Genomic DNA, 26,049 nt, shown 5'->3' on the forward strand with positions numbered 1-26,049 from the left:
GGGCGAATCCCGGCGCACGGTGCGTGACGGTGTCTTCGTGAGTATGTACCCTGAGTGGTAACAGCTCGGTCACAGGAGGCCCCGTGGCGCAGGATTTCTCCCTCTCCGTGCTCGGACCGGTCAACCTCGAACGGGCGGGCCCGGACGGCACGACCGAGCGCGTGCCGCTGCGCCCCAAGGAACGGGCCGTCCTGGCGGCGATCGGGCTCCACCACCCCCGGCCGTCGACCACCGACCGGATCGTCGACCTGATCTGGCCCGACGCGCCGCCCGCCACCGCCCGCAAGGCCGTGCAGAACCACGTGCTGCGCATCCGACGCGCCGCGGGGGACGGGTGTCTCGACACCGTCGACGGCGCCTACACGCTCGGCCCGCACGTCGGGCTCGACACCGATGCGCTCACCTCCTCTGTCGGTGAGGCGGCCACGGCCCAGCGCCAGCACGACCGGGCGCTGCGGCGCCGGCACCTCGAGGCGGCGCTCGAGTGCTTCGGCGGTGAGCCGTTCACGGACCTCCCCGAGAGCCCCGAGACCGCCACCGCGCGCCGCCGCCTCGGTGATCTCCGGGCCGACGCCGAGGAAGGGCTCGCCGACGCGCTCGTCGGCCAGGACCTGCACCACGAGGCCATCGAGCTGCTCACCGACCTCACCGAGGATCAGCCCTACCGCGAACGACGCTGGTGGCTGCTGATGCTCGCCCAGTACCGCGCGGGCCGTCGACGCGACGCCCTCGCGACCTTCGCCGCGGCACGCGAAAAGCTCGTCACCGGAGCGGGGATCGAGCCCGGTGACGACCTGCGCCGCCTCGAGCGGCTCATCGCCACCGACGACCCGGCCCTCATGACGCCGGCGATCCTCCACACCGGTCCCGGCATCGGAGTCGACGCCGCCCAGCACTCCGAGCAGTTCGTGGGACGCGACGCCGAGATGGAGCGGCTCACGTCGCTCTTCGAGGAGGTCCTCCGGGGTTCACCACGCTTCGCGGTGCTGGAGGGTGAGTCGGGGATCGGGAAGACGACGCTCGCCCACGAGTTCGGCGCGCGTGTGGGCGACCGGGCCCGCGTCGTGTGGGGCCCGTGCGACGCGGCTCCGACGACCCCGCTCCAGCCCTTCGGCCGCGCGCTCGACGAGCTCATCGAGGCCCACAGCAGTGATCTCCCGGCGTGGCTCTCGGACGATCCCGCACCTCTGGCGGCCATCGTCCCCCGCCTCGCCGAGCGCCTCGATGCACGGCCCGACGACATCGGCGATGCCGGGCGCTACCGCCTCTTCGACGCTGTGGCGGACGCGCTCGTCGCCGCGGCGGCTCAACAGCCACTGGTCGTCATACTCGACGACTTCCACCTGACACCTCCCACGACACGCCGCCTCGTGAGTCGCTGCCTGGAGTCGCGGGCACCGCTCCTGCTGCTCGCGACCTGGCGTGCCACCCCGGGCTCTCTCACGTTCGCCGATGCCACCGACCACGACCTGCGCGCCGAGGTCGTCACACTCGGCGGACTCCCCGAGAGCGCCGTCATCGGGTGGCTCCGTTCGACCGTGGGGAACGACCAGGACGTGACCGACGTCGCGCACTGGGTCCACTGGCAGACCGGCGGGAACCCCCTGTTCGTCCGCGAGCTCACCGCCATGCTCCTCGAACGTGGCGCCTTCGACCGCGATCGGACCCCGTCGAGCTTCCAGCCACCCGAGGGGGTTCCCGACGCCCTGCGCGAGGTGCTCCTCGACCGCGTGCGCGGCCTGGCGGCCGACACGGTGGCGTTCCTCCGGGCGGCGTCCGTGCTCGGCACACGGTTCCGACCCCGCGACCTCAAGGCGCTCGTCGACGCGAGCCCCTCGCGCCAGATCGCCGAGGCCACGCGTGCCGGCATCCTGAGAGCCGGACGGTCGGGCGACGAGGTGGAGTTCACCCACGACCTCCTCCGTCGTGCGCTCTACGACACGCTGTCCGAGGGGGCGCGGATCGAGCTCCACGATCTCGCCGCGCAGGCCGCAGAGTCCGATGAGCATCCCGACGACGCGGCGAAGGTCGCGGAGATCGCCTGGCACCGGCTCGCCGCCGCGCCCATCGACCCCCTCGCTGCGGTGACCGCTGCCAGGAGGGCCGGCGATGCCGCGATGGAGCTCTATGCCTTCGACGAGGCCGCGAGGTTCTACGAAGGCGCACGCGCGACCGCCGACTCGGAGGCCGGTCGCGCGGCTGACGCCGAGGCCGACAAGACGCGTTGTGAGCTCACGATCCTGCGCGGCGACGCTCTCCGGCGAGCGGGCGACCCGGCCAACGTCGACCTCCTCACCGATGCGGCCGAGTGTGCCGAGTCACTCGGCGATGCTGATCTCCTCACCCGAGCGGCGCTTGGTCTGTGTCAGCTGGGTGCCACGACCGAGGCCGGCGACACGCATCAGCGGGCGGCACACGTCGCCGAGCGTGCTCTCGAGATCGCAACCTCACCCCACCTGCGTGCCGAGGTGGCCGGTGCCGCGAGCCTCGTCCTGAGTCTCTCCGGTCGACCCGAGCGTTGCCGTGAGCTGTTCGAGCGGGCCGAACGAGAGGCCCGCTCGACGGGAGACCCCGAGGTACTCGGCGCCGTCCTCCCTTACGCCTACCTGGCGCTCGCCGAGCCCGGGGACCTCGATCGCAGGAGCGAGATCGCCCAGGAGGTGCTTCGTCTCGGTACCCGGCGTCGGCATCTCCCAACAGAGTGGGAGGGCCACCAGCTTGCCTTCTCCGTCCAGCTCGTACGTGGCGATCCGGCGTTCAGCGACTCCTACGGGAAGCTCGCCGCGCTCACCGATGTCGTGCGTGAGCCGACGCGCATGTGGGCCGAGTCGTACCTCGGAGCGGTGGTGGCGCACGTCCGCGGTGAGCTCGACCGCGCCGAGACGCTCATCACGGAGAGCCTCGAGTTCGCCGGGCCCGTCGCACCTTCGCGCGTGCTCGCGACCTACGGCGCCGAGCTCCTCGGACTCCGTGCCCAGCAGCAGCGGCTGGGTGAGCTGGCCGACACCGTGTCGGATCTCGTCGACGAGCAACCCGGGCTTCCCGCCTGGCACGCGGCGCTCGCCTGGATCGCCGCCGCGAACGGCGACACAGCGACCGCCATCCGGGAGTTCGACCTCCTCGCCGCCGACGACTTCGCGATGCTGCCGCGTGACTTCACCTGGACCGCCGGCATGTATGCACTCGGAAAGGCCGTTGCCGGCGTCGGCGACCCCGTCCGTGCCCGGGTCGTCCTCCGCGCACTCGAACCCCATTCCGGCCTGATGAGCTGGTTCGGAACCGGCACCTACGGGCCGCTGGACCAGGTCGTCGGCGAGTGTGCCGCCACGGCGGGAGACACGGCGGCCGCGCGCCGACACCTCGGGAAGGCCGGTGAGATGGCGCAGGCCCTCGGCGCACCCCTCTTCGAGGCCGAGGCGACAGCCGCCCTCGCGCAACTCCCGGGCGACTGATCCGAACGACTCCGGCCGCCTCACGTGCGCGGGGCGTCGTCCTCCTCCTCGATGGCGGCCTGCGCCGCGGCGAGGCGGGCGAGCGGCACGCGAAACGGCGAGGCCGACACGTAGTCGAGCCCGACGTCGTGGAAGAAGTGCACCGACGACGGGTCGCCACCGTGCTCGCCACAGATCCCCAGCTTCAGGTCGGGGCGCGTCGCGCGGCCCTTCTCCACGGCGAGCGCCACGAGGCCGCCCACACCCTGGGGGTCGATCGACTCGAACGGGCTCACGGACAGGAGCTTGCTCTCGAGATAGGCAGGCATGACGCGGCCCTCGACGTCATCGCGCGAGAACCCGAAGGCCATCTGCGTGAGGTCGTTGGTGCCGAAGGAGAAGAACTCGGCCTCCTCGGCGATGTCGTCGGCGACCACCGCGGCGCGGGGGGTCTCGACCATCGTGCCGATCATGTAGTCGACCGACGTACCTTCGTCGGCGAAGACCTTCGCCGCCTCCTCCTCGATCCAGGACCGCATGAGCGCGAGCTCCGCCCTGTTGACCGAGAGCGGGATCATGATCTCGACGATCGGGTTTCCTCCGGCCTTCGAGCGGGCCACGGCCGCCTCGAGGAGCGCTCGCGTCTGCATCCTGTAGAGACCCGGCTTGATGATCCCGAGCCGGACCCCTCGGGTGCCGAGCATCGGGTTCGCCTCGTGCCAGCTCCGTGCCGCCTGGAGAAGCGCGGCACCCTGATCGTCGAGTGAGTCGGTGGCCTCGGCGACGATGAGCTCCTCGAGGTCGGGCAGGAACTCGTGCAGGGGCGGGTCGAGGAGCCGCACCGTGACGGGTAGGCCGTCCATCGCCTCGAGGATTCCCTCGAAGTCGGCACGCTGGAGCACCGCGAGCTCGTCGAGGGCCGCCTGCTCCGCGGCCGGGTTCTCGGTCAGCACGAAGCGCTGCACCAGGGGTAGCCGGTCGCCGAGGAACATGTGCTCGGTCCGACACAGCCCGATGCCCTCGGCGCCGAACTCACGACCCCGCGCCGCGTCGTCGGGGAGGTCGGCGTTCGTGCGGACCCTCAGGCGACGGTACCGGTCGGCCCAGCCCAGCAGCGTGCCGAACGGACCCGTCGGCTCCGGGGTGATGACGGGGACCGATCCGACGACGACCTCGCCGGTGCCACCGTTGATCGAGATGACGTCGCCCTCGTGCACGGTCGTGTCGCCGACCCGGAACTCACCTGCCTTGGTGTCGATCTTCACCGCGTCGGCACCGCAGATAGCGGGCTTTCCCATGCCACGCGCGACCACGGCGGCGTGGCTCACGAGCCCACCGCGGGAGGTCAGGATCCCCTCGGCGGCGATCATGCCGTGCAGGTCGTCGGGCGACGTCTCGGGACGGACCAGGATCGTCGGTTCGCCCGCCGCCGCGTGTGACTCCGCGTCGTCGGCGGTGAAGTACACCTTCCCGACGGCCGCCCCCGGCGAGGCGTTGAGGCCCGTCGCGAGCGTCTCGAAGTCGGCACCTGGGTCGAACTGCGGGTGGAGGAGCTGGTCGAGCTGTGCGGGCCTGATCCTCATCACGCCCTCGCGTTCGGTGATGAGCCCCTCACCGACCATCTCGACGGCCATCCGGAGCGCCGCCGCCGCCGTACGCTTCCCCACGCGCGTCTGGAGGAGGAAGAGGCGCCCCTGCTCGATCGTGAACTCGATGTCGCACATGTCGCGGTAGTGGTTCTCGAGCGTGGCCATCATCTCGATGAGCTGGTCGTGCGCCTCGGGGAAGTGCCGACCGAGATCGTCGAGGTTCTCGGTGATGCGGATGCCAGCGACGACGTCTTCTCCCTGCGCGTTGGTGAGGAAGTCGCCGTAGCTGCGCGCCTCGCCGGTGGCGGGGTCGCGGGTGAACGCCACGCCCGTTCCCGAGTCGTCGCCCTTGTTGCCGAAGACCATCGCCTGAACGTTGACCGCTGTGCCCAGGTCGTCGGCGATCCCCTCCATCTTCCTGTAGTCGAACGCCCGCTTCGAGTTCCACGAGCGGAACACCGCCTCGATGGCGTGGCGGAGCTGCTCGGCGGGCTCCTGGGGGAACTCCATGCCCGCCTCGTCGCGCACGACACCCTTGAAGGTCTCGACCAGCCCGCGGAGATCGTCGGACGACAGGTCGGAGTCGTTCGTGACGCCCCGGCTCTCGACGAGGTCGTGGAGCTCGTCCTCGAAGAGCTCACCGTCGACGTCGAGCACGATCTTGGCGTACATCTGGACGAAACGGCGATAGGAGTCCTGGGCGAACCGCTCGTTGCCGGTCTGCGCGGCGAGGCCCTGTACCGACACGTCGTTGAGCCCGAGGTTGAGGACGGTGTCCATCATGCCGGGCATCGAGAACGGGGCACCCGAGCGGACCGACACCAGCAGGGGGTCGTCCGGGTCGCCGAGCGACTTGCCCATCTTCGCTTCGAGGGCCGTGAGCGCGGCGACGACTTCGTCCATGAGGCCGTCGGGCACCGTGTTGTCGGCCGCCATGTAGGCGGTGCACGCCTCGGTGGTGATCGTGAACCCGGGGGGCACGGGCAGCCCGAGTTTGGTCATCTCGGCGAGGTTGGCGCCCTTGCCGCCGAGCAGGTACTTCTGCTCCTTGCCGCCCTCTTCGAAGGCGTGCACGAACGTGGTCGGGGTCATGGAGCGGGCCCTCCGGGGAACGGGGTGATGGAGTCCGGTGTGGGCTGTCGAGACTACCGGCCGTCTCTGCGGCCCACAGCACCGTTTGGTGCGCTCAGGCGACCGGTGTGCCGGGCTCGACGTCCTCGTCGGGCGCCAGGAGCCGTACCTCGCCGTCGTGTCGCACCGCACCGAGCACCAGGAACTCGCTCTCGAAGCCCGCGACACGGCGGCTTCCGATGTTGCACACGCCCACGACCCGGCGGCCCAGCAGCTCCTCCGCCGTGTAGTTCGTGATCCGGGCGCTCGTCCGCCGGTGGCCGAGGGCAGCGCCGAAGTCGACCGTGAGCTTCCACGCCGGGTGCCGGGCCTCGGGGAACTCGTCGACAGCGACGACGGTGCCCACCCGGATGTCGAGATCGAAGAACGATGCAGGGTCGACCGTGGGCCTGGGCCCCCCGGGCTCGGGAGATGCGTCCACCGGGATCGACCCCGACCCGGTCAGTCGAGCCTGTCGCGCAGGTACGCGAGCAGTGAGTCGACCGGGATGCGGTCCTGATCCATGGTGTCGCGGTCGCGCACGGTGACGGCCCGGTCGTCGATCGTGTCGAAGTCGATCGTGACGCACAGGGGCGTCCCGACCTCGTCCTGGCGTCGGTAGCGCTTGCCGATCGAGCCGGCCTCGTCGTAGTCGATCTGGAAGTGGGGACGCACGAGGTCGGCCACCTCGCGGGCGGTCGGTCGCAGCTCGTCCTTCTTCGACAACGGAAGGACGGCCACCGTGGTGGGTGCGAGGTCGCGGTGCAGCTTCAGCACGGTGCGCTGCTCACCGCGAACCTCCTCCTCGGTGTAGGCAGCCAGGAGGAATGCCAGCGTCGCGCGGTCAGCGCCGGCGGCGGGCTCCACGACGTGGGGGACGTAGCGGCGGTCGTCGTCCTGGTCGAAGTAGCTCAGGTCCTCACCCGAGAACTCGCTGTGCTGGGTGAGGTCGAAGTCGGTGCGCTGGGCGATGCCCTCCAACTCGCCCCACCCCCACGGGTACTCGTACTCCACGTCGGCGGTGCCGACCGAGTAGTGCGACAGCTCGTCGGCCTCGTGGGCACGGAGGCGAAGCGCGTCGTCGGGGATGCCGAGGTCGGTGTACCAGCGGTATCTCTCGGTGCACCAGTACTCGAACCACTTCTCGCTCTCGTCGGGTGGGACGAAGTACTCCATCTCCATCTGCTCGAACTCGCGCGTACGGAAGATGAAGTTGCCCGGCGTGATCTCGTTGCGGAATGACTTGCCGATCTGCGCGATCCCGAACGGCGGCTTCCTGCGCGTGGTGGTCTGGACGTTCTTGAAGTTGACGAAGATCCCCTGGGCGGTCTCGGGCCGGAGGTAGGCGGCGTGGCTGTCGTCCTCGACCGGGCCCACGAAGGTCTTGAACATCAGGTTGAACTGGCGCGCCTCGGTGAAGGCGTCCTTTGCCCCGCAGTTCGGGCAGGCGCCACTGGCGGGGAGATCGTCCTCGCGGAACCGTTCCTTGCACTCACGGCAGTCGACGAGCGGGTCGGTGAAGGTGGCGAGGTGCCCGCTGGCCTCCCACACGCGTGGGGACATGAGGATGGAGGAGTCGAGACCCACGACGTCGTCACGCAACTGCACCATGGACCGCCACCACGCATCCTTGACGTTGCGCTTGAGGAGCACCCCCAGGGGGCCGTAGTCCCAGGTGCTGCGGAAGCCGCCGTAGATCTCGCTGCTGGGGAACACCAGGCCCCGCCGCTTGGCCAGGTTGACGACCCGGTCCATGGTGTTCCTGTCGGTCGGCATGGCGGATGAGGGTATCGGAGAGAGAGGGTGGAGTTGTCAGCCCGCGCGCAGGAAGGGGGCGCTGCGCATGCGCCGTTCGAGGTGGTGCTCGAGGTTGGCGACGCCGAGGCGCTTCACCTCGTCGAGGGCAGGGCTGTCGGGCTCGCCGAGCGCGCCACGAAGGTCGCCCCCGAGGATCCGGCGCATCAGATGGAGGGTGTCGGGCGACAGGCGGGTGCCCGCCGGTGACCCGCACCCCTCGCAACACACGCCGCCGTCGGCGAGGTCGAAACGCGGGAACGGACCGTCCTCGGCGCCGCAGTGCACGCAGGCGTCGAGCATCGGGTGGAAGCCCTCGAGGGCCAGCAGCTTCCAGAAGAACGCCGGGGCCACCACGGGTGAGCCGGAGTCGGCCAGGGTGCGCAGCGCACCCGTGAGCATCCGGTAGAGCGGGATGTCGGGCTCGCGCTCCTGGGTGAGGTGGTCGACAGCCTCCAGCATGGGGACGGCCCGGGTGAAGGCGCGGTAACCGTCCCACAGGCCCCGGTAGACCTCGACGGTCTCGGCCTGGGTGACGACGTCGAGGTTGCGGCCCTCGTAGCACTGGACGGCCACGTGGCTCAACGGCTCGAGAGCGGCTCCGAAGCGGCTGCCCGGGCGTCGGACGCCCTTGGCCACCGCCCGGACCTTGCCGTGGGCCTGCGTGAACAGCGTCACGATCCGGTCGGTCTCCCCGAGCTTGACCGTGCGCAGCACCACCCCCTGGTCCCTGTACAGAGCCATCACAGCAGTGTAATGACACGCGTGTAGTTCAAGTGATCGTGCACGAAGAACCAAAGCCGAGGATCAGCGGTACAGGTACCCTGCACCGCCCGAGGCGGGGACCCGAGACGAGGACGGGCAGTGCGGGTATCCCGCGCTGCCCGAGTCGAGGTATCAGGAAATAGCGGCCTGGCGCCCGAAGGGCGCAAAGAGCGGGAGGGATCAGAGGGCGCCGAAACGGCGCCCTCGTTCCTGGAAGGCCGCGACGGCTTCGAAGAGGTGCTCCCGGCGGAAGTCGGGCCAGAGCGTGTCTGTGAAGTAGAGCTCGGCGTAGGCGAGCTCCCACAGCAGGTAGTTCGAGATCCGGTGCTCGCCGGAGGTGCGCACGAGAAGGTCGGGGTCGGGCATGTCGGGTGCGTACATGCGCCGGGCGATCTTCTTCTCGTCGATCTTTCCGGGCTTCAGCGTGCCGGCCTTCACCTCGTCGGCGATCCGGCGGACGGCGTCGACGATCTCGGCCCGCCCCCCGTAGTTGAAGGCGAACGTGAGCGTCATCCGCCGGTTCCCCGCCGTGAGGGCCTCGGTGTCCTCGATGTGGCGCAGCACCCGTTTGGGGACGCGACCACCGCGCCGGCCGATGAAGCGCACGCGCACGCCGCGCTCGTCGAGATCGTCGCGTCGCTTCAGGAGCAGTTGCTCGTTGAAGCGCATCAGGAAGCGCACCTCGTCGAGGGGGCGCTTCCAGTTCTCGGTCGAGAAGGCGTACACCGTCATCCACTCGAGGCCGATGTCGAGAGCCCCCTCGACCGTGTCGAACAGGGCCTCCTCCCCCGCCGCGTGTCCCTCGGTGCGTGCCATGCCGCGCTGTTTGGCCCACCGTCCGTTGCCGTCCATCACGATGGCCACGTGCGACGGGACACGCGAGAGGTCGAGGCCTCCCGGAACACTGCTCATGGGGACCGCCGAGTTCTCCGTCGAGGAGGTCTCGGAACCCGGGTCGGGCTCACTCCGCCGGTTGGGTGTCTCCGGCGGGGGCGTCCTCGGGGGTGCCGTCAGGCGCGGCCCCCGTGCCCTCGGATTCGTCGGCACCGACGCTCGGTGCGCCCTCCTCGATCGTGATCGTGGTCTCCATGCCCTGCTGCCGGTGCCCGGGAATGTCACAGAACAGCGTGTAGGTGCCCGCCTCGAGTTGAGCGTTTCCGACGTCGGTGGCGTCGGGCCCGTCGATCTGGAGTGTCGTGAAACTCGGGTCCTCCTCGATGAGAAGGGTGTGGGTCCCGGCTTCGGTGTTCAGGTACGTGAACTCGATGACGCCGGGCGGGCCGATGTCGGGAATGGGCGTCAGGAAGAAGTTCCCGGCCTCGATGAGCATCGTGGAATCGGCCGGTAGCGCGCTGATGTCCTCACCCTCCTCCTCGTGGTCCTCGGAGGCCCCGAGGGTCGTGAGTCCGGCGGACAGCACGACGACGAGGGCGGCCGCCCCCATGACCGACAGGGTCGACGAGCGCAAGCGCTCGTTCGCCGAGACGTAGGCGGCCGCGACCATGATCCCGACCATGAGCGCGACGGCGACACCCACCGCCACAGCCCCGGCGGTGGCGAGGAAGACGCGGCTGAGGTTGATGGCGAAGAAGGCGACGACGACGACGACGATCGCAGGCACCACAATCGGGACGACCAGACGTTCCCGGACGTTGCTGCCCTCACTCAGGACGCCGTCGTTGCTCTCGTGCCCGGTGCTGCCCTGCTCCGTGTCGCTCATGATGCCGCCAGAATAGGCGAGCGGGCGCCGCCGGTCTGATTCCGGGGGGTCTCCTGCAGCGTCATGAGTGCGTCGCTCCGACCTGTGGCACCGGGCGGTCGCGCGTGGCCCGGAGCCGCCGTTCGTGCTGCGACGATGCCTCCTCATCGGAATACCAGCGGAAGAACAGGACAGCGATGATCGTCCAGAGCAGGAAGCCGGCCCCGACCTTCATGATCAGCCCGGCGATCCTCTGGTCTTCGACGGTACTCAGCCCGAAGAGCTGGTCGACGCCCTTGTAGTAGCCGTACAGCGGCGTGTCGCCGAATGTGAGGAACGACGCCGGGATCGTGGGAACGACCGACTGGAGGAACAGGTAGAGCATGCGCATCGGCGGTGCGAGACGCGGGATCTCGGGGAGCGGGCTCAGGACCGGGAGCCACACGACGAGAGCTGACACGAAGACCACGACGTGGGCCACGAAGTGGGCGAACCCGTTGCGCAGTGTGAGGTCGACGACGGCCGGCCAGTGGAGCAGCACGAGCACGACGTTGTAGATCAGCAGCGCCGGGAGGAAGCGGGCGCACCAGCGGACGATGTGCAGGAGCCGACCCCCTCCCACGAGGGCCCTGAGCATCCACGCCGGCGTGCCCATGAGGATCAGCGGCGTCGCCACGAGCGTGAACGTGAGGTGCTGCACCATGTGCACCGAGTAGAGCGAGTTCTCCGCCAGTTCGTGAAGAGGCCAGTCGGCTGCCAGCCAGGTGGCGAAGACCCCGAGCCCGAAGCTCGCCATCTGTGCCCCGGTGACGGGGCGCTGCGGATCGGGTGCGTGCGTCGGCCCGAGACGGACCACGGCGATCACGTAGGCAGCCGTCAGGAGTCCGACGACGAGCCAGACGTCGGGGTTGGCCTCCCAGGCCGGGAACTCGGCAGCGAGAGCGGTCACGAGCCCGCGCCCGGTCTCAGAAGACCAGCTGGAACGTCGCGAGCACGGCGCCGTAGAGAAGCAGGGCGGCGCCCAATCCCAGGACGAACAGGCGCCGGAAGAGCGGCTTGTCCTCCTTCAGGTGCATGTAGAAGCTCACGACGAGGATGAACTTGAGAGCCGAGAAGATCAGGAGGAGTGCGGTGATGACCCCGTTGGGCACATCTCCCTCGAGGTAGTACATCCACACCTCGAGAGCGGTGAGGACGAACAGGATCGCGGCGACCTTGACGTACTCGACGGGCGACGGATAGCCGCGGACCTCACCGATGTCCTCGTCGGGCGTGACGGGAACCGGCACATCGCTCGGCGCCGGCTCCAGTTCGACGGGTGCGTCGTCCTGTCCGGCTGTCTGTGTGTCGGCCACTTGGGTCCTCCGCCCTACTCCGGAATGAGGTAGACGACGACGAAGATGACGATCCAGACGATGTCGACGAAGTGCCAGTAGAGGCCCGCGACCTCGACAGTCTCGGAATGCTCGTGTGTGAGGCGGTTCTGGAGCGTGAAGGCGAAGAGGATGAGCAGCCAGATGATTCCGATCGCGACGTGGAGACCGTGGATCCCCGTGAGCACGAAGAACGCCGACGACGGTGCGTTGGAGTAGATCGCCACACCCTCCCGCACGAACTCCGTGAACTCGAAGATCTGCCCCGAGAGGAAGAGCAGCCCGAAGCAGCCCGTTGCCAGCAGCCACACCCGCGTCCGTCGGATGTCGTTGCGCTCGATGGCCGCCAGGGCCAGCACCATCGTGAGACTGCTCATCAGCAGGATGAACGACGTGGCGGATGTGAACGGGATGTCGTAGACGTCGCCGGGCGTGAGGCCTTCGGTCGCGCGGCCGCGGTAGAGCAGGTACGTGGAGATGAAGGCGCCGAAGAACAGGCACTCCGTCGACAGGAACACCCACATGGCCAGCTTGACGTTGCTGACACCCGTGCTCGTGTGGGCCTGCTCGTGCGGGGGCTCGAGGGCCGCGCGGTCCAGGGCCATGGTCACTCCGACCCCGGTTCGAGGACCCACGCGGCGATTCCCCCGACGGTGATGAGCAGACCGACGATCACCAGCCAGTACATGTGGAACACGAAGCCGTAGCCGAAGATCGGCATACCGGCTGCGACCACGATCGGGTAGTAGGACGGCGACGGCATGTGGACGGTGTGCCCGGCGGAGCCGTCGTCACCCTCCTCGGGCGCCCCCGACCCCTCGGGGTCGTCCACGTCGTGGTCGGTGGCCACCATCGTTCCACCGGAGCTCGGTTCGCCCGAATCACCCGAATCAGCGCCGGATCCACCACGGGGTAGTGCCACCATGCGCCCTTCGTCGTCCTCGGTGTACTTCTGGTGCCAGAAGTCGTCACGGCTGTGCACCTCGGGGATCTCGAGGAAGTTGTACTCCGGCGGCGGCGAGCTCGTGGTCCACTCCAATGTTCGGGCGTCCCACGGGTCGCTGCCGGCCTTCGGGCCCCGCTTCCAGGACACGAACGCGTTGACCAGGAAGATGGTCGTGGACAACGCGATGATGAACGCGCCCACCGTCTCCATCCTGTTGAGGAATTCCCAGCCGAGGCCGTCGGCGTACTGGTAGGTGCGTCGGGGCTGTCCCTGGAGGCCGACGATGTGCATCGGGAAGAACGTGAGGTTGAACCCGACGAGCATCGTCCAGAAGTTCCACTTGCCGAGCGTCTCGTTCATGAAGCGGCCGAAGATCTTCGGGAACCAGTGGTACCAGCCACCGAAGAACGCGAAGGTCATCCCACCAAAGAGCACGTAGTGGAAGTGGGCGATGATGAAGTACGTGTCGGTCTGCTGGGTGTCGGCCGGCACGATGGCGTGCATGACGCCCGAGAGCCCACCGATCGTGAACATGGCGATGAACCCCACGGCGAACCACATCGCCGTCGTCATCCGCAGAGCCCCGCCCACCATCGTGCCCAGCCAGTTGAAGATCTTCACGCCCGTCGGCACGGCGATGAACATGGTGGACAACGCGAAGGCCGACAGCGCCACGGGGCCGATGCCGGTGGCGAACATGTGGTGGGCCCACACACCGAAGCCCATGAAGCCGATGGCGATGCCCGAGAAGACGACGACGGCGTAGCCGAAGAGGGGCTTGCGCGAGTAGACGGGCAGGATCTCCGAGACGATCCCCATGCTCGGCAGGATGAGGATGTAGACCTCCGGGTGGCCGAACAGCCAGAAGAGGTGCTGGTACAGCAGCGGGTCACCGCCGTTGCCGACCACGAAGAAGTTTGCGGCGAAGTTCCGGTCGAGGAACACCTGGATGAGCGCCCCGGTGACGATCGGCATGGCGAACACACCGAGGAACGCCGTGACCAGCATCATCCACACGAACGGCGGCATGCGCATGAGCGTCATGCCGGGCGCCCGCAGGTTGAGGATCGTCACGATGAAGTTGAGTGACGAGGTGACGGTCCCGAAGCCGAGGAGCGCCACACCGACCACCCAGAAGTCGGTTCCCCGCCCCGGCAGGAAGCCGTCGGCGAGCGGCGTCGACGTGAGAGGGGTGTAGCCGAACCAACCGCCGTCGGGGGCACCGCCGAGGAAGAAGCTCGACGTGAGGAAGAGGCCGCCGAAGAGGAACGCCCAGTACCCGAACATGTTGAGACGCGGAAAGGCGACGTCACGGGCCCCGATCATCAGGGGGATGAGGTAGTTGCCGAATGCCACGGCCATCGGCATGGCGAACAGGAACACCATCGTCGTGCCGTGCATCGTGAACAGCGAGTTGTACTGACCGGCGGTGAGCACGGTGCCGTCGGGGGAGAAGAGCTGGAGGCGGATCAGCAACGCCTCGATCCCCCCCACGATGAAGAACACGACGGCGGTGACGCCGTAGAGGATCCCGATCTTCTTGTGGTCGATGGTGGTGAACCAGCTCCAGAATCCCGAGGTGCGCGTCGGGCGCTGGAGCATCCGCTCGAGCGCTCCCGCATCGGGCGTGGAGGTCGCGGCGGGTACCCCGGACTCCTCGACCGGTGCAGGGGGCTCGGCGACGGTGGTCATCGGCTCTCTCCTGGGTCTCGAATCGGCAGGACACCGCGGTCGGCGACGGTCACCGGGTCTCCTCGAGGAGGAAGTCGGCGATCGTGGCCGCCTGCTCCTCGGTCATCGGGGCCTGCCCGTCGGGCAGATCGGTCGAGAACGACGGCATCCCGACGCATTTCTTCTCCGGGTCGGGGCACCCCGCTCGCGACTCCATCGGCTTCATACCCGGAGCGTCCATCACCCAGTTGATGAGGTTTTCCCTCGTGAGCTCGTACGTGGCGCCGGCGAACCAGTCGCGTGTGGCGAGATGCGCCAGGTTCGGGCCGAACCCGCCCGTGCTCGAGTCGGTGAAGGAGTGGCAGTTGGTGCACCCGAAGGTGGTGGTGATCAGTGCCGGCGCGTCGTCGGGGCCGCCGACCGTGACTGTTTCCTCCTCGCCCTCGTCGTTGACCTCGACGGTGCTGAGCTCGGGGCCCGAGGTCTGCTGATCGGCGATCCACGCGTCGAACTCCGCCTTCTCGTGCACGACCACGCGCAGCCTCATGTTGGCGTGCGACAGGCCGCAGTACTCCGCGCACTGTCCGAGGAACGTGCCCGTGCGGTCGGCGCTGATCGTCAGGTGGTTGGAACGCCCCGGTATCACGTCCTCCTTGCCGGCCAGCTCGGGCACCCAGAACGAGTGGATGACGTTGCACTCACCCTCGGAGAATCCTTCGTCGCAGGCGCTGAGCGCCAGGTCGACCTCGGTGTCGACCGGGATGTGCAGTTCGTTGGCGGTGAAGACCGGCTGGCCGGACACCTGCGCCTGCTCGGGGTACTCGTATTGCCACCACCACTGCTTGCCCGTGACGTTCACCTTCAGGACGTCGTCGCCCTGCGGTCGCTCGTCGAGATCGAAGATGAGCAGGATCGTGGGCACGGCGATCGCGGCGAGGATCACGGCCGGGGCGATCGTCCAGCCGATCTCGAGAGCGGTGCTCCCGTGCACCTGCTTGGGCGACTCGTTGCCGGTGCGCTCGCGGTAGCGGATGAGGACGGTGATGAGCCCGGCGAACACCCCGATACCGATCACCACGCCGATCCAGAAGATCGGCGTGAACAGGTTCATGATCTTCTGGGCACTCTCGCCGTTGGGCTGGAGGGAGTTCTGGCCGTTGTCGTTGCTGCACCCGGCGGCCAACGCGAGGAGCGCGACCGTGACGACAGCACCACCGGCGGCGCGACGGCGTCTGCTGCGCTGGGTCATCGCGTCATGTCCGTTCGTGCCTCGTCCGTGCCCTGTGCGTGCCCTGTGCGTGCCCTGTGCGTGCTCTGTTCGTCGCGCGCCCGCCGGACGGCCTGACAGCCGTACAGCGGCGTGCCCGTGTCGGGCGACTCTATCCCCGAATCTCGGCGCCGCGGCAAACCGTGCCGGTGGAACAACCGCACAAACGCTGCCGGTTTCGCCGGATCGCGCCGGACTCCGGAGCCGTCGGACCGAGCGGCGCGTACGGTGAGTCCCACGCCTCTCAGAATCCCAGCCTGTCCAGGGAGTCGTCCCGGCGCTGCCAGTCCCGCTCGACGCGCACGACGGTCTCGAGAAAGACCTTCGTGCCGAACAGGCCCTCCATCTCCCGGCGTGCCGCTGTCCCGGCGGCCTTGAGGTTGGCACCCCCCGCACCGATGACGATCCCCTTCTGCGACTCGCGCTCCACGTGGATGACCGCTCGGACGTGGACGACGTCGTGGTCGGCGTCGAACTCCTCGATCGTGACCGTGATGGAGTGCGGGAGCTCGTCGCGGGTGCGCTCCAGAAGTTTCTCCCGGACCAGTTCGGCGGCCAGGAACTGCTCCGGCTGATCGGTGACCATCCCGTCGGGGTAGTACTTGGGCCCTTCCGGGAGCAGAAGCTCCAACTCACCGGCCAGCGCGTCGAGACCTTCACCCGTGCGCGCCGACACGGGAACGAAGGCCAACGCGTCGGAAAGGATCCCGGCCGCCGTGTCGAGGGCGCGGGCAATACGACCGGGGCCGGCGCGGTCGCACTTGTTCACGACCACCACGGCGGGCCGACCGGCTCCCACGACGGCCTCGGCCACGAAGCGGTCGCCGGGACCGACACCCGCCGAACCGTCGAGCACCCAGCACACGGCGTCGACCTCGCGCATGGCCGCCATCGTGGCGTCGTTGCAGCGCTCACCGAGGGTGGTCCGTGGCCGGTGGACCCCCGGCGTGTCGACGAGAACGATCTGGGACTTCGGCGTCGTGCGAACCCCGTGGATCCGGTTGCGCGTGGTCTGCGGACGCGACGACGTGATGGCGACCTTACGACCGACGAGGCGGTTGCAGAGCGTCGACTTGCCGACGTTCGGGCGCCCCACGATCGTGACGAAGCCCGAACGGAACCCGGAAGCCGGTGGTGCGGGATCACTCACTCCGGTGGCTGTCCGCCTCAGGGCTCACCCGGGGGTCCTCGGCATCTCGTGGGTCGCCGTCGCCATCGGGTCGGCCGCCACCCGCGGCGTCGGCCTCCTCGAGCGCGACCTCGCTCGTCGGGATCGGCTCCGTGCGACGGATGAGAACGCGCACGATGCGCCGACGCTGGACCCGCTCGACGTGAAACTCGAGCCCGGGAAGCGCGACCGACTCGCCGGCGACCGGGACATGGCCGAGCAGCGTGAGAACGAGGCCGCCGACGCTGTCCCATTCGTCGTCCGGCAGCTCCACACCGAGCTCCTCGGCGACCTCGTCGGTGGGGGTGACGCCGGCCACGCGGACCGTGTCGTCGCCGAGACGCTCGATCTTCGGCTCCTCCACGTCGTACTCGTCGGCGATCTCACCGACGATCTCCTCGAGAAGATCTTCGAGGGTCACGATCCCCGACGTCCCGCCGTACTCGTCGAGCACGACCGCCATGTGGAACTGATCGGTCTGCATCTCGCGCAACAGCTCAGCGACGCGCTTCTGCTCGGGGACGAACACGGCGCGGCGCACCACGGATCGCACGTTGCCGGCGTCGTCGCCCGCTCGTGCCGCCACCATGTCCTTCAGGTACACGAGACCGATGATGTCGTCGCGCGTCTCCGAGAAGACAGGGAGGCGGGAGAAACCGTGTGTGATCGCCGTCTCGAGCGCCTCCTCGATGGTGCCGTCGGCCTCAACGGCCACCATGTCGGTGCGCGGGACCATCACCTCGCGCACGAGCGTGTCTCCGAACTCGAAGATCGAGTGGATGAGCCGGCGCTCCTCCCGCTCGATCACACGCTCCTCCGCCGCCACATCAGCCATGGTGCGGATCTCCTCCTCCGAGGTGAAGGGCCCCTCCCGGAGACCCTTGCCGGGAAGAACGAGATTGGCGAGCCCGATGAACGCCGACGAACCGAAGCGAAGTGGTGGGAAGCGCGTGAGCGCCCACAGGAGGCCCGAGACCCGCAGAGCCGCGCGGTCGGTGTGCTGGACGGCGTAGGTCTTGGGCGCGACCTCCCCGAGAACGAAGAAGGCACTGATCTGGACCACGATCCCGACCACGACTCCGAGTGCGCCGAAGGTCCGCTCCAGCAGTACACCGATCAACGTGGCGGTGGTGAGCTGCGTGATCAGGACCACGAGGAGAACCACGTTGAGTGTCTTCTCGGGGTGCTCGAGCATCCGGACGAGGCGTGACGCCCCCTTGCGGCCCTCCTCCTCGAGGGCCATCGCGCGGATACGGCTCATGCGCACGAAGGCGGTCTCCGCCACCGCCAGCACGATCGAGACCAGGAAGAGCACGACCGCCACCGCGAGAAGGATCCAGTCGGACACCTCCACTAGTCCATCCCTCCGGGGGTGAGGCGTGACACCGATTCAGCCGACTCCGCTCCATGCAGCCTCTCGGCACGCCTCATGGCTCTCCCCCGCCGGGCTTCTCTCCGGTGGCGCGCCACGAGGCGAGCAGTTCGTCTTCGCGCGAGCGCATGCTGGATGCCTCGTGGTCGTCGCCGTGGTCGTAGTTCAACAGGTGCAGCACGCCATGGACGACCACACGCGCCAGCTCCGCATCGAAGGGTCGGCCGTCGGAGGTCGCGTTGCGCTCCACCACGGCGGGGCACACCACGACGTCACCGATCACGACGGGAGGATCGGACGGCTCCGACGGTGAGCCCGGGCCGCGGCCTCCCTGGTCGGGCTGGCGTCCGCGAGGGGGTGGATCGTCGTCGAGGGGGAAGGCCAGGACGTCGGTGGGGCCGGTGCCCGCCAGGAACCTCTCGTTGAGATCCGCGATCGCCGACTCGTCGACGAAGATCAGGGACAGCTCGCCGCCGGCCGGCGCCCGCTCGGCGATGAGTGTGTGACGCGCGAGGCCGCTCCAGCGCAGGACGTCGACGTCGACGTCCTGCTGCTCATCGGCACCGAAGACCTCGGGATGCTCGCCGGGCTCAGCCATCGGAGCGCCGCACGTCCTCGGCTGTCGAGTCGTCAGCCACCGGGTCCTCGGCCCTGCCGTAGGCGTCGACGATGTCCTGCACCAGGCGGTGGCGTACGACGTCGCGACTCCCCAGTTCGACGTGCGCGAGGCCGTCGACGTCGCGCAGGACCTCCCCGACGTGGAGCAGGCCCGACCGTCCCCGGCCCTCCCGGAGGTCGATCTGGGTGACGTCCCCCGTCACGACCACCTTCGAGCCGAAGCCGAGGCGCGTGAGGAACATCTTCATCTGCTCGGGTGTGGTGTTCTGCGCCTCGTCGAGGATGATGAAGGAGTCGTTGAGAGTGCGACCGCGCATGTAGGCGAGTGGAGCCACCTCGATGGTGCCGCGCTCCATCAGCCGCTGCACGGCCTCGCCGTCGAGGAGGTCGTAGAGGGCGTCGTAGAGGGGGCGGAGGTACGGGTCGACCTTGGCGAGCATGTCGCCGGGCAGGTAGCCGAGCCGCTCCCCCGCCTCGACCGCGGGCCGCGTGAGGATGATGCGGTGGGCGATCCCGTCGCGGAGCGCCTCTACGGCCATGGCCACGGCCAGGTAGCTCTTTCCCGTCCCCGCCGGCCCGACGGCGAACGTGATCGTGTGGTCGCGAACGGCGTCGACGTAGCGCCGCTGCCCGAGCGTCTTCGGCCGGACCGCCTTTCGGCCGATCACGACCTCGGCCGACATCACCTCGCTCGGCCGCTGGTCGTGCTCGATCATGTGGATGGTCCGCGTGACACCGTCGGAGTCGAGGGTCTGGCCGGACTCGATCAGGACGACGAGTTCCTCGAACAGGCGAGCGACACGCTCGGCATCGCTTTCGCCACCGCTGATCGTGATCTCGTTGCCCCGAACATGGATGTCGACGGGGAAGGCGTCTTCGACGAGGCGCAGAAGTTCGTCGCGTTGACCCAGCAGGCCGACCATGAGGTGGTTGCCGGGTACGAGAACCTTGACCTGGGTGGGAGCCGGAGGCGTCACTCTGCCCACAGGCTAGCGCCGGCGCGCCTGGAGGGGCGCGGGGATGCAGGCGGCCCGCCCCCGGGACGGGGCGATCGACGGCGCGTGGGCTCAGGCGCCGGCGCGCAGACCGAGCCGGTCGAGATGTGCCCCGAGCTCGTCGGCACTCCGGCCGAGCGCAGCCGCGAGGACGCGCAGGTCGTCGCGGCGGATCGTGAGCATCCGGCCGTTGAAGTCCTGGCGCTGGAGCTGGATGGTCGTGGCGTAACGGTTGATCGTGGCCGCGTCGGGGTCGTCGATCTGCCCGAGGCGCGTGAGATCGATGGTGAACCCGTCGGGCGGCGTGTCGGGCGTCGTCGGGTCGGTGAGGTTGATCTCGACCTCCGCCGTGCGCGGCAGGAGCTGATCGGCGGGGACCTCGTAGAGCTCCGCGAGGCGGAGCAGCCGCGGCACGGAGATGGCGCGCTCACCTCGCTCGTAGGCACCGAGCACCGACGCCTTGAACTCGAGCTCGGATCGAGCCTCGACGTCGTGCAGTGACAGGCCCTTCTGGCGGCGGATCGCCCGTAGGCGCTCGCCCACCTGGCTTCCTGGTGTCTCCACTGTGCGACCCTCTCACTCGACGGGGCTCTGTTGACGCGGTGTGCTCGCGGTGTGCCCGCGGTGCGGGATCGCGCCGCGTGACGGCGGTGCTGACCCCACGCTCCGTGAGCATGCCACAAACTCGGTGTTACCGGGTAGGACCCCGGCGGGTTTCCTGGCCCAGAGGGTAGCACCTTCGCACCACCAAAGCGTACATTTCGGTCAGGAATCAGGAGCGTCGGCGCCATCGCTCCCGGACGAGGACGGCAGTTGCGGCCACGGCGGCCGTGGGGGCCCGCAGCACGTGGGGCCCCACGCCCACGACGCCGTCGGGGCCCAGGGCCGCCAGCTCGGAGGGCTCGAGGCCTCCCTCGGGCCCGACGACGAGCAACCACCCCGGGCGCCCCGCCGGCGGGACGGGTGCCGATCGGGCGTCGCGTTGCGCGGCGAGCACGACAGTCCCGGAAGCCGGCTGGAGTCGGTCGAGCGGGGCCTCGCCGACGATCTCGGGAAGACGGGCGCGTCGGCACTGGCACGCGGCTTCGCGCGCAACCACGCGCAGCCGCGACGTCGCCTCGGCCGACCGGCGGGCGTCACGACGTACCACCGACCGGGCGGACGACACGGGAAGGACCCGGTCGACGCCGAGCTCGGTGAGCGCGCGCACGACGCCCGCAGGCTTCTGTCCCTTCGTGAGGGCGAACGCCACCGCGAGCGGTGGGCTGGCCAACGGCTCCTCGACAGGTTCGTCGCCCGGCTCCGCTGTCGCGGTCAGTGATCCGTCGAGTGCGTCGCGTACGACGTACCGGCGCCACACCCCCGACCCGTCGGCAGCCGTCAGTGCGTCCCCCGCCCGGAGCCGGCGGACCCGGGTGAGGTGATGACCGTCGTCCCCGGTGATCGTGAGGGTCGGGTCGAGGCGATCGACGAACGTGTGGGCCTTCGCATCCGCGTCGGCGGCGAAGCCCCGCGGCATCGTCACGCGAGGGAACCCGCCCAGACGGGGAGCGTCACTGGAACGCCGACTTGATCCTCGACACGAAGCCGGCGTCGGGTGGTGCGACCTCCTCGCCGCGGAGTTCCGCCAGCCGTCGGAACAGGTCGGCCTGCTCCTCGTCGATCGACACCGGGATCTCGGCGTTCAGGTGGACGTAGAGATCACCCCGGCGTCGACCGCGCAGATGGGGGACGCCGTGCCCCTTCACGCGCACGACATGACCCGGTTGTGTGCCGGGTGCGATCTCCACCTCGACGGGCCCGTCGAAGGTCTCCACCTCCCGTGCGGCTCCGAGGACCATCGCCGTGACCGGGACCTCGAGTGCCACGTGGAGATCGTCACCGTCGCGGGTGAAACGGTCGTGCGCGGCGACCCGTACATCGACGTAGAGATCGCCGCGCTCACCTCCACGCAGACCCACCGGGCCCTTACCTTGGAGGCGCATGCGCTGGCCGTCCTCGATCCCCGCGGGGATCTCGACGTCGATCCCGACGATGTCGGTGACCCGGCCGTCGCCGCGACAGCGCGCACAGGGGTGCGGGATCTCCATGCCCGCTCCGCCACAGCGCGGGCACACGCCCGTCGTGACCATCTGGCCCAGGACCGAGCGGCGCACCTGGCGCACCTGGCCGTTCCCGTGGCACTCCCCGCAGAGAGTGGCCTCCGTGCCGGGACTGCACCCGGTGCCGTCGCAGTCGGTGCACTCCACCGGCATCCGCGCCTCGAGAGTGCGGGTGACACCACTCACGGCCTCGTCGAGCGATATCAGGATCTCCGTGGCGACGTCCTCGGCCCCGCGCCGGGTGCCCCGGCCCGCCGTGAAACCGTCGCCGCCGAAGAACGCCTCGAAGATGTCGCCGAACCCGAACGGGTCGCCGGCGCCGGGCGCACCGGATCCCCCGCCACCGCGGAAGGCGTCGGGGCCGAACGTGTCGTAGCGGCGGCGCTTCTCGGGGTCACCGAGCACGGCGTAGGCCGTGGAGATCTCCTTGAAACGCGCCTCCGCGTCGGGATCGTCGGGGCGCGCGTCGGGGTGGTGCTCACGCGCGAGCTTGCGGTAGGCGCGCTTGATCTCGGCGTCGTCGGCGTCGTGGTGGATCCCGAGGACCGCGTAGAGGTCTCCCTGCACGGCGTCCTCAGTCGTCGGGTGTGTCGTGTGCGACGTCACCCGTGGGATCCAGGCCGGCCACGGCGTCGGCGAGCTGGCGGGACACGACCGACACGGCACCGAGGGCCGTCGCGTAGTCCATACGCGTCGGCCCGAGCACACCGACGGTGCCCGACGCCGAGCTGCCCGCCGGGTAGGGAGCGAGAACGATCGAGCACCCGCGCAGTTCGGCGAGGTCGTTCTCGGAGCCGATCTGGACGGTCATCCCCCTGTCGAGCGCGTCACGGGTGAGCGTCGCCAGAAGGGACGGTCGCTCGAGGACGTCGAGGAGCTCGGCGACGTCGGAGGAGCCGAAGGCATCCTGCTCCGCGGCGATGCGACCGGCTCCACCCACGTAGCACGGCTCCGACGCCTCTCGAACGTGCCGGGCGATCGCGTCCAGGCCGGCGACGACGACAAGGTCGGTGGCGGCGTCGCCGCTGCGTGCCGGTGTTGCGTGCCCCGGCAGCGTGTGGTCCGTGCAGGCGTCCGCCAGAATCCGTTCCGCCGCCAAGATGTGGTCGTCGGAGGTGGTCTCGTCGATCGCGAGGCTCTCCCGCTCGACGCTTCCGTCGGACAGGACGGCGACGGCGACGACGGTGGACGCGTCGAGACGTGTGAGATGCAGGCTGCACACGCGGGCGGCCTCGGTGATCGGTGCGACGACAACACCGGCGTGATCGGTGAGGTGGGCCAGCAACTGACTCGTCTCGGAGAAGAGGGAGCGCAGCGACGTGTGCGGCGAGGCGAAGAAGTAGCTGATCGCCCGACGCTGGGTCGAGCTGAGCGACCGGTCACCGCGGAGGTGGTCGACGAACCAGCGGTAGCCGCGCTCGGTGGGGACGCGACCGGCCGACGTGTGGGGCTGCTCGATCATCCCCCAGTCCTCGAGGATGGCCAACTCGTTGCGCACGGTGGCACTCGAAACCCCGAGCCGCCCGGACTCCGCGATCGTGCGCGACCCGACGGGCTGCGCGTGGACGACGTAGTGCTCGATGACGGCTTCGAGAATCGCCGCCTTCCGGGCATCGAGCGCTGCACCGGGTGTGGCGCCCTCGTGACGGGCTGAGGCTGAGGCTGTCACTCCGACTCCCGTTCTCCTCCGCGCCCGGCGCCACGACGCTCCGCGACACCACAGGGCTCGCGACACCACAGGTGGCGACTGTGCACCCCTCGTGCACACCCGAGTCTACCGGCGACTGTTCGCGCCCGGTGTGCCGGGGAGGTCCACGAGGCGGTTCGTGACCTCCGACGCAACGAGGCGACCGTCGAGCGTGAGCACGAGGCGGTCGCCGGCGGGGGTCAGAAGCCCCGCGTCGACCAGCGCGGTGGCACGACCCGACGGCACCGAACCGGCCGGGACCCCGCGACTCGTGCGGAGGGCCAACATCAGGTTCTCGGCGACCTTCTTCGGAGCGGGCAGTGTTTCGCTCCCCCGCTCGGGGCTACGACCCCTGCTGACGCGCTCGATGTAGTCCTCGGGCCGGCGGACGTTCCACCACCGTCGCGGCGCCGTGTAGCCGTGACCGGCACATCCGATCGCCAGGTAGTCGTCACCCGACCAGTAGAGACTGTTGTGCCGTGACTCGTGACCCGGCACCGCGAAGTTCGAGACCTCGTACCAGGACAGGCCGGCGTCACCGAGGACCTGGTCGGCCGCGCAGTACCTGTCGGCCTGGTCGTCGTCGTCGGGCGTCGTCACCGACCCGGTCCTCACACGTTCGGCCATCGGCGTCCCGGCTTCGATGGTCAGGCCGTACGCACTCACGTGCTGGGGCCGCAGCGCGAGCACGTCGGTCAGGGTCGTGTGCCAGTCGTCGGCGGACTCACCGGGAGCGCCGAAGATCACGTCGATGTTGAGCGAGGTGATGCCGGCATCGTGGACCGCGTCGCGCGCGCGTTCGACGTTGGCCCGATCATGTGTCCGGCCCAGCGCCTCCAGCACATGCGGCACCGTCGACTGGACCCCGAGCGAGATCCGGTTGACTCCCGCGTCGCGGTAGCCCGTGAGCATGGCCACGTCGACGGAGTCGGGGTTGCACTCCACGGTCACCTCGGCGCCGGGCGCCAGGTCCACAGCCTCGGTGATGCGCCTCAACTGCCCCGGGTCCAGCAGGGACGGCGTCCCACCCCCGAAGAACAGGCTGGTGGCCGGTGGAACGCCGCCGGTCGCCCGCCGTCGTCCGAGATCGGCGACACAGGCCGCGACGTAGTCGTCGACCAGGTGGGAACGGTCCGTCCAGGTGGCGAAGTCGCAGTAGTCGCACCGGGTGGAACAGAACGGAATGTGAACGTAGACACCGAACGCCACTCCCCGATGGTCGCGCCGATCCGCTCGCGCACTGCACTCGCGTCCCGCCGTGGTTCGGCGCTACCCTGCAAATCGTGGACCTCGACCTCCCCCCGGAGGCCGTGGCGGCGGGCGACGGGCTCCGGACGTTCCTGGCCTCGATCCGTGGGGCGACCACCGAAGCCTCGGAGCCTGACGCGTATCCGGCCGACGCCTTCGCCCGGCTCGCACGCGCGGGCTACGCCGCGCCGCACTGGCCCGAGCCGTGGGGCCGCAACGCCTCACCGGCCGAACAGGTGGCCATCGACGCGGTGCTGCGCGACGAGCCGATCACGCGTCCGTTCAACCCCATCGGCCTCGGGTGGGCCGGGCCCACGCTTCTCGTCGCGGGAAGCGGCGCCCAGCAGGAGAAGTGGCTCCCGGGGATCCTCGACGGCTCCGAGTTCTGGTGCCAGCTCTTCAGTGAGCCGGGGGCCGGGAGCGACCTGGCGTCGCTCGCGACACGGGCCGAGCGCGACGGCGACTCGTACCTCGTCAACGGCCAGAAGATCTGGACGACCTTCGCCGACGGGGCGCGCTTCGGGATACTCCTCGCCCGCACCGACCCGGACGCGACCAAGCATGACGGCATCTCCTACTTCGTCGTCGACATGGAGAGCGACGGAATCGAGATCCGGCCGATCCGGCAGATGACGGGTGCAGCGGACTTCAACGAGGTCTTCTTCACCGACCTGCGGATCCCCGCGGAGAACCTGGTCGGCCGGGAGCACGACGGATGGCGACTCGCCAAGGTCACGCTCGGCAACGAGCGTGTCTCGCTGTCGGGTGAGGGAGCGCTCTGGGGAATCGGTCCGACGGCCCACGACCTGATGGACCTGGTCCGCCGCCACGGGGGCGTCGACGACCCGACGCTGCGCCAGCAGTTGGCGGATCTCTACACCGAGGCGGAGATCCTGCGCCTGATCCGGCTCCGCACGGCCTCGGCGCAGATACGCGGGCTCGAACCGGGCCCGGAGGCGTCGGTCCGCAAGGCGATCTCCGACGAGCACGGCCAGAAGGTCTTCGACGCCGCGCTGAGGCTGGCCGGCACCGACGGGGTTCGTCTCGACGCCGGTCCGTTCGGGGACCCCGACACGACGTGGACGTCGGGCTTCCTGTTCTCCCCGGCCCTCACCATCGGTGGCGGCACCGCCGAGGTGCAGCGCAACATCATCGGCGAGCGCGTCCTCGGTCTCCCCCGCGAACCTGCGACCTGACCACACCGGAGTCGGGGA

General features: G+C 69.3%; 22 protein-coding genes. 2 read left to right on the top strand and 20 right to left on the bottom strand.

Annotated elements, in window-relative coordinates:
- The first annotated feature begins 83 nt into the window (after positions 1–83).
- Positions 84–3,452, top strand: coding sequence for an AAA family ATPase (locus R3A49_05700; protein MEZ5170227.1), 3,369 nt, complete (start codon positions 84–86; stop codon positions 3,450–3,452).
- Positions 3,453–3,472: 20 nt separating this feature from the next.
- Here the strand turns inward: R3A49_05700 and ppdK are convergent, their stop codons facing one another.
- From ppdK to hemW, 20 genes are all read right to left on the bottom strand, one after another.
- Entirely contained in the window at positions 3,473–6,112 is a 2,640-nt protein-coding gene (gene ppdK / locus R3A49_05705; GenBank protein MEZ5170228.1) for a pyruvate, phosphate dikinase, read from the bottom strand.
- Positions 6,113–6,206: 94 nt separating this feature from the next.
- Complete coding sequence (locus tag R3A49_05710; protein MEZ5170229.1) at positions 6,207–6,572, bottom strand: tRNA-binding protein; 366 nt, start codon at positions 6,570–6,572, stop codon at positions 6,207–6,209.
- Between the two features lie 20 nt (positions 6,573–6,592).
- A complete protein-coding gene (locus R3A49_05715; protein ID MEZ5170230.1) occupies positions 6,593–7,885 on the bottom strand; it encodes a glycine--tRNA ligase in 1,293 nt (430 codons plus the stop codon).
- Between the two features lie 57 nt (positions 7,886–7,942).
- On the bottom strand, positions 7,943–8,668 hold the full coding sequence (gene recO, locus R3A49_05720) for a DNA repair protein RecO (protein MEZ5170231.1): 726 nt from the start codon (positions 8,666–8,668) through the stop codon (positions 7,943–7,945).
- A gap of 201 nt (positions 8,669–8,869) precedes the next feature.
- Positions 8,870–9,601 carry a polyprenyl diphosphate synthase gene (uppS, locus tag R3A49_05725; GenBank protein ID MEZ5170232.1) on the bottom strand — a complete coding sequence of 244 codons (732 nt, stop codon included), beginning with the start codon at positions 9,599–9,601 and terminating at the stop codon, positions 8,870–8,872.
- Positions 9,602–9,650: 49 nt separating this feature from the next.
- The gene (locus R3A49_05730; protein MEZ5170233.1) at positions 9,651–10,409 is read right to left on the bottom strand and encodes a hypothetical protein; all 759 of its coding nucleotides are present in this window, start codon (positions 10,407–10,409) and stop codon (positions 9,651–9,653) included.
- Between the two features lie 61 nt (positions 10,410–10,470).
- Positions 10,471–11,337: a cytochrome c oxidase assembly protein gene (locus R3A49_05735; protein ID MEZ5170234.1), complete on the bottom strand. Its 867-nt coding sequence runs from the start codon at positions 11,335–11,337 to the stop codon at positions 10,471–10,473.
- Between the two features lie 16 nt (positions 11,338–11,353).
- A complete protein-coding gene (locus R3A49_05740; GenBank protein ID MEZ5170235.1) occupies positions 11,354–11,743 on the bottom strand; it encodes a cytochrome C oxidase subunit IV family protein in 390 nt (129 codons plus the stop codon).
- A gap of 14 nt (positions 11,744–11,757) precedes the next feature.
- A complete protein-coding gene (locus tag R3A49_05745) occupies positions 11,758–12,366 on the bottom strand; it encodes a heme-copper oxidase subunit III (GenBank protein MEZ5170236.1) in 609 nt (202 codons plus the stop codon).
- 2 nt (positions 12,367–12,368) lie between these two features.
- A complete protein-coding gene (ctaD, locus tag R3A49_05750) occupies positions 12,369–14,399 on the bottom strand; it encodes a cytochrome c oxidase subunit I (protein MEZ5170237.1) in 2,031 nt (676 codons plus the stop codon).
- A 49-nt stretch (positions 14,400–14,448) separates the two neighbouring features.
- Positions 14,449–15,627 (bottom strand): cytochrome c oxidase subunit II, encoded by a 1,179-nt coding sequence (coxB, locus tag R3A49_05755; GenBank protein MEZ5170238.1) that lies wholly within the window; start codon positions 15,625–15,627, stop codon positions 14,449–14,451.
- A 262-nt stretch (positions 15,628–15,889) separates the two neighbouring features.
- Positions 15,890–16,795: a GTPase Era gene (gene era, locus R3A49_05760; protein ID MEZ5170239.1), complete on the bottom strand. Its 906-nt coding sequence runs from the start codon at positions 16,793–16,795 to the stop codon at positions 15,890–15,892.
- Entirely contained in the window at positions 16,788–18,167 is a 1,380-nt protein-coding gene (locus R3A49_05765; GenBank protein ID MEZ5170240.1) for a hemolysin family protein, read from the bottom strand. Before R3A49_05765 ends, era begins: the two co-directional genes overlap by 8 nt.
- Before the next feature lie 73 nt (positions 18,168–18,240).
- Entirely contained in the window at positions 18,241–18,783 is a 543-nt protein-coding gene (gene ybeY / locus R3A49_05770) for an rRNA maturation RNase YbeY (GenBank protein MEZ5170241.1), read from the bottom strand.
- Entirely contained in the window at positions 18,776–19,726 is a 951-nt protein-coding gene (locus R3A49_05775) for a PhoH family protein (protein ID MEZ5170242.1), read from the bottom strand. Before R3A49_05775 ends, ybeY begins: the two co-directional genes overlap by 8 nt.
- A gap of 144 nt (positions 19,727–19,870) precedes the next feature.
- Entirely contained in the window at positions 19,871–20,362 is a 492-nt protein-coding gene (locus R3A49_05780) for a transcriptional regulator (GenBank protein MEZ5170243.1), read from the bottom strand.
- A 208-nt stretch (positions 20,363–20,570) separates the two neighbouring features.
- Positions 20,571–21,317 (bottom strand): RsmE family RNA methyltransferase, encoded by a 747-nt coding sequence (locus tag R3A49_05785; protein ID MEZ5170244.1) that lies wholly within the window; start codon positions 21,315–21,317, stop codon positions 20,571–20,573.
- 34 nt (positions 21,318–21,351) lie between these two features.
- Positions 21,352–22,467 (bottom strand): molecular chaperone DnaJ, encoded by a 1,116-nt coding sequence (dnaJ, locus tag R3A49_05790; protein MEZ5170245.1) that lies wholly within the window; start codon positions 22,465–22,467, stop codon positions 21,352–21,354.
- A gap of 7 nt (positions 22,468–22,474) precedes the next feature.
- Positions 22,475–23,569 (bottom strand): heat-inducible transcriptional repressor HrcA, encoded by a 1,095-nt coding sequence (hrcA, locus tag R3A49_05795; GenBank protein MEZ5170246.1) that lies wholly within the window; start codon positions 23,567–23,569, stop codon positions 22,475–22,477.
- A gap of 105 nt (positions 23,570–23,674) precedes the next feature.
- A complete protein-coding gene (gene hemW, locus R3A49_05800; GenBank protein ID MEZ5170247.1) occupies positions 23,675–24,796 on the bottom strand; it encodes a radical SAM family heme chaperone HemW in 1,122 nt (373 codons plus the stop codon).
- A 74-nt stretch (positions 24,797–24,870) separates the two neighbouring features.
- Between hemW and R3A49_05805 the strand changes: the two genes are divergently transcribed.
- A complete protein-coding gene (locus R3A49_05805; GenBank protein MEZ5170248.1) occupies positions 24,871–26,031 on the top strand; it encodes an acyl-CoA dehydrogenase family protein in 1,161 nt (386 codons plus the stop codon).
- Positions 26,032–26,049: the final 18 nt, after the last annotated feature.

This window comes from Acidimicrobiia bacterium (assembly GCA_041394025.1).
Lineage (GTDB): Bacteria > Actinomycetota > Acidimicrobiia > IMCC26256 > JAOSJL01 > JAOSJL01.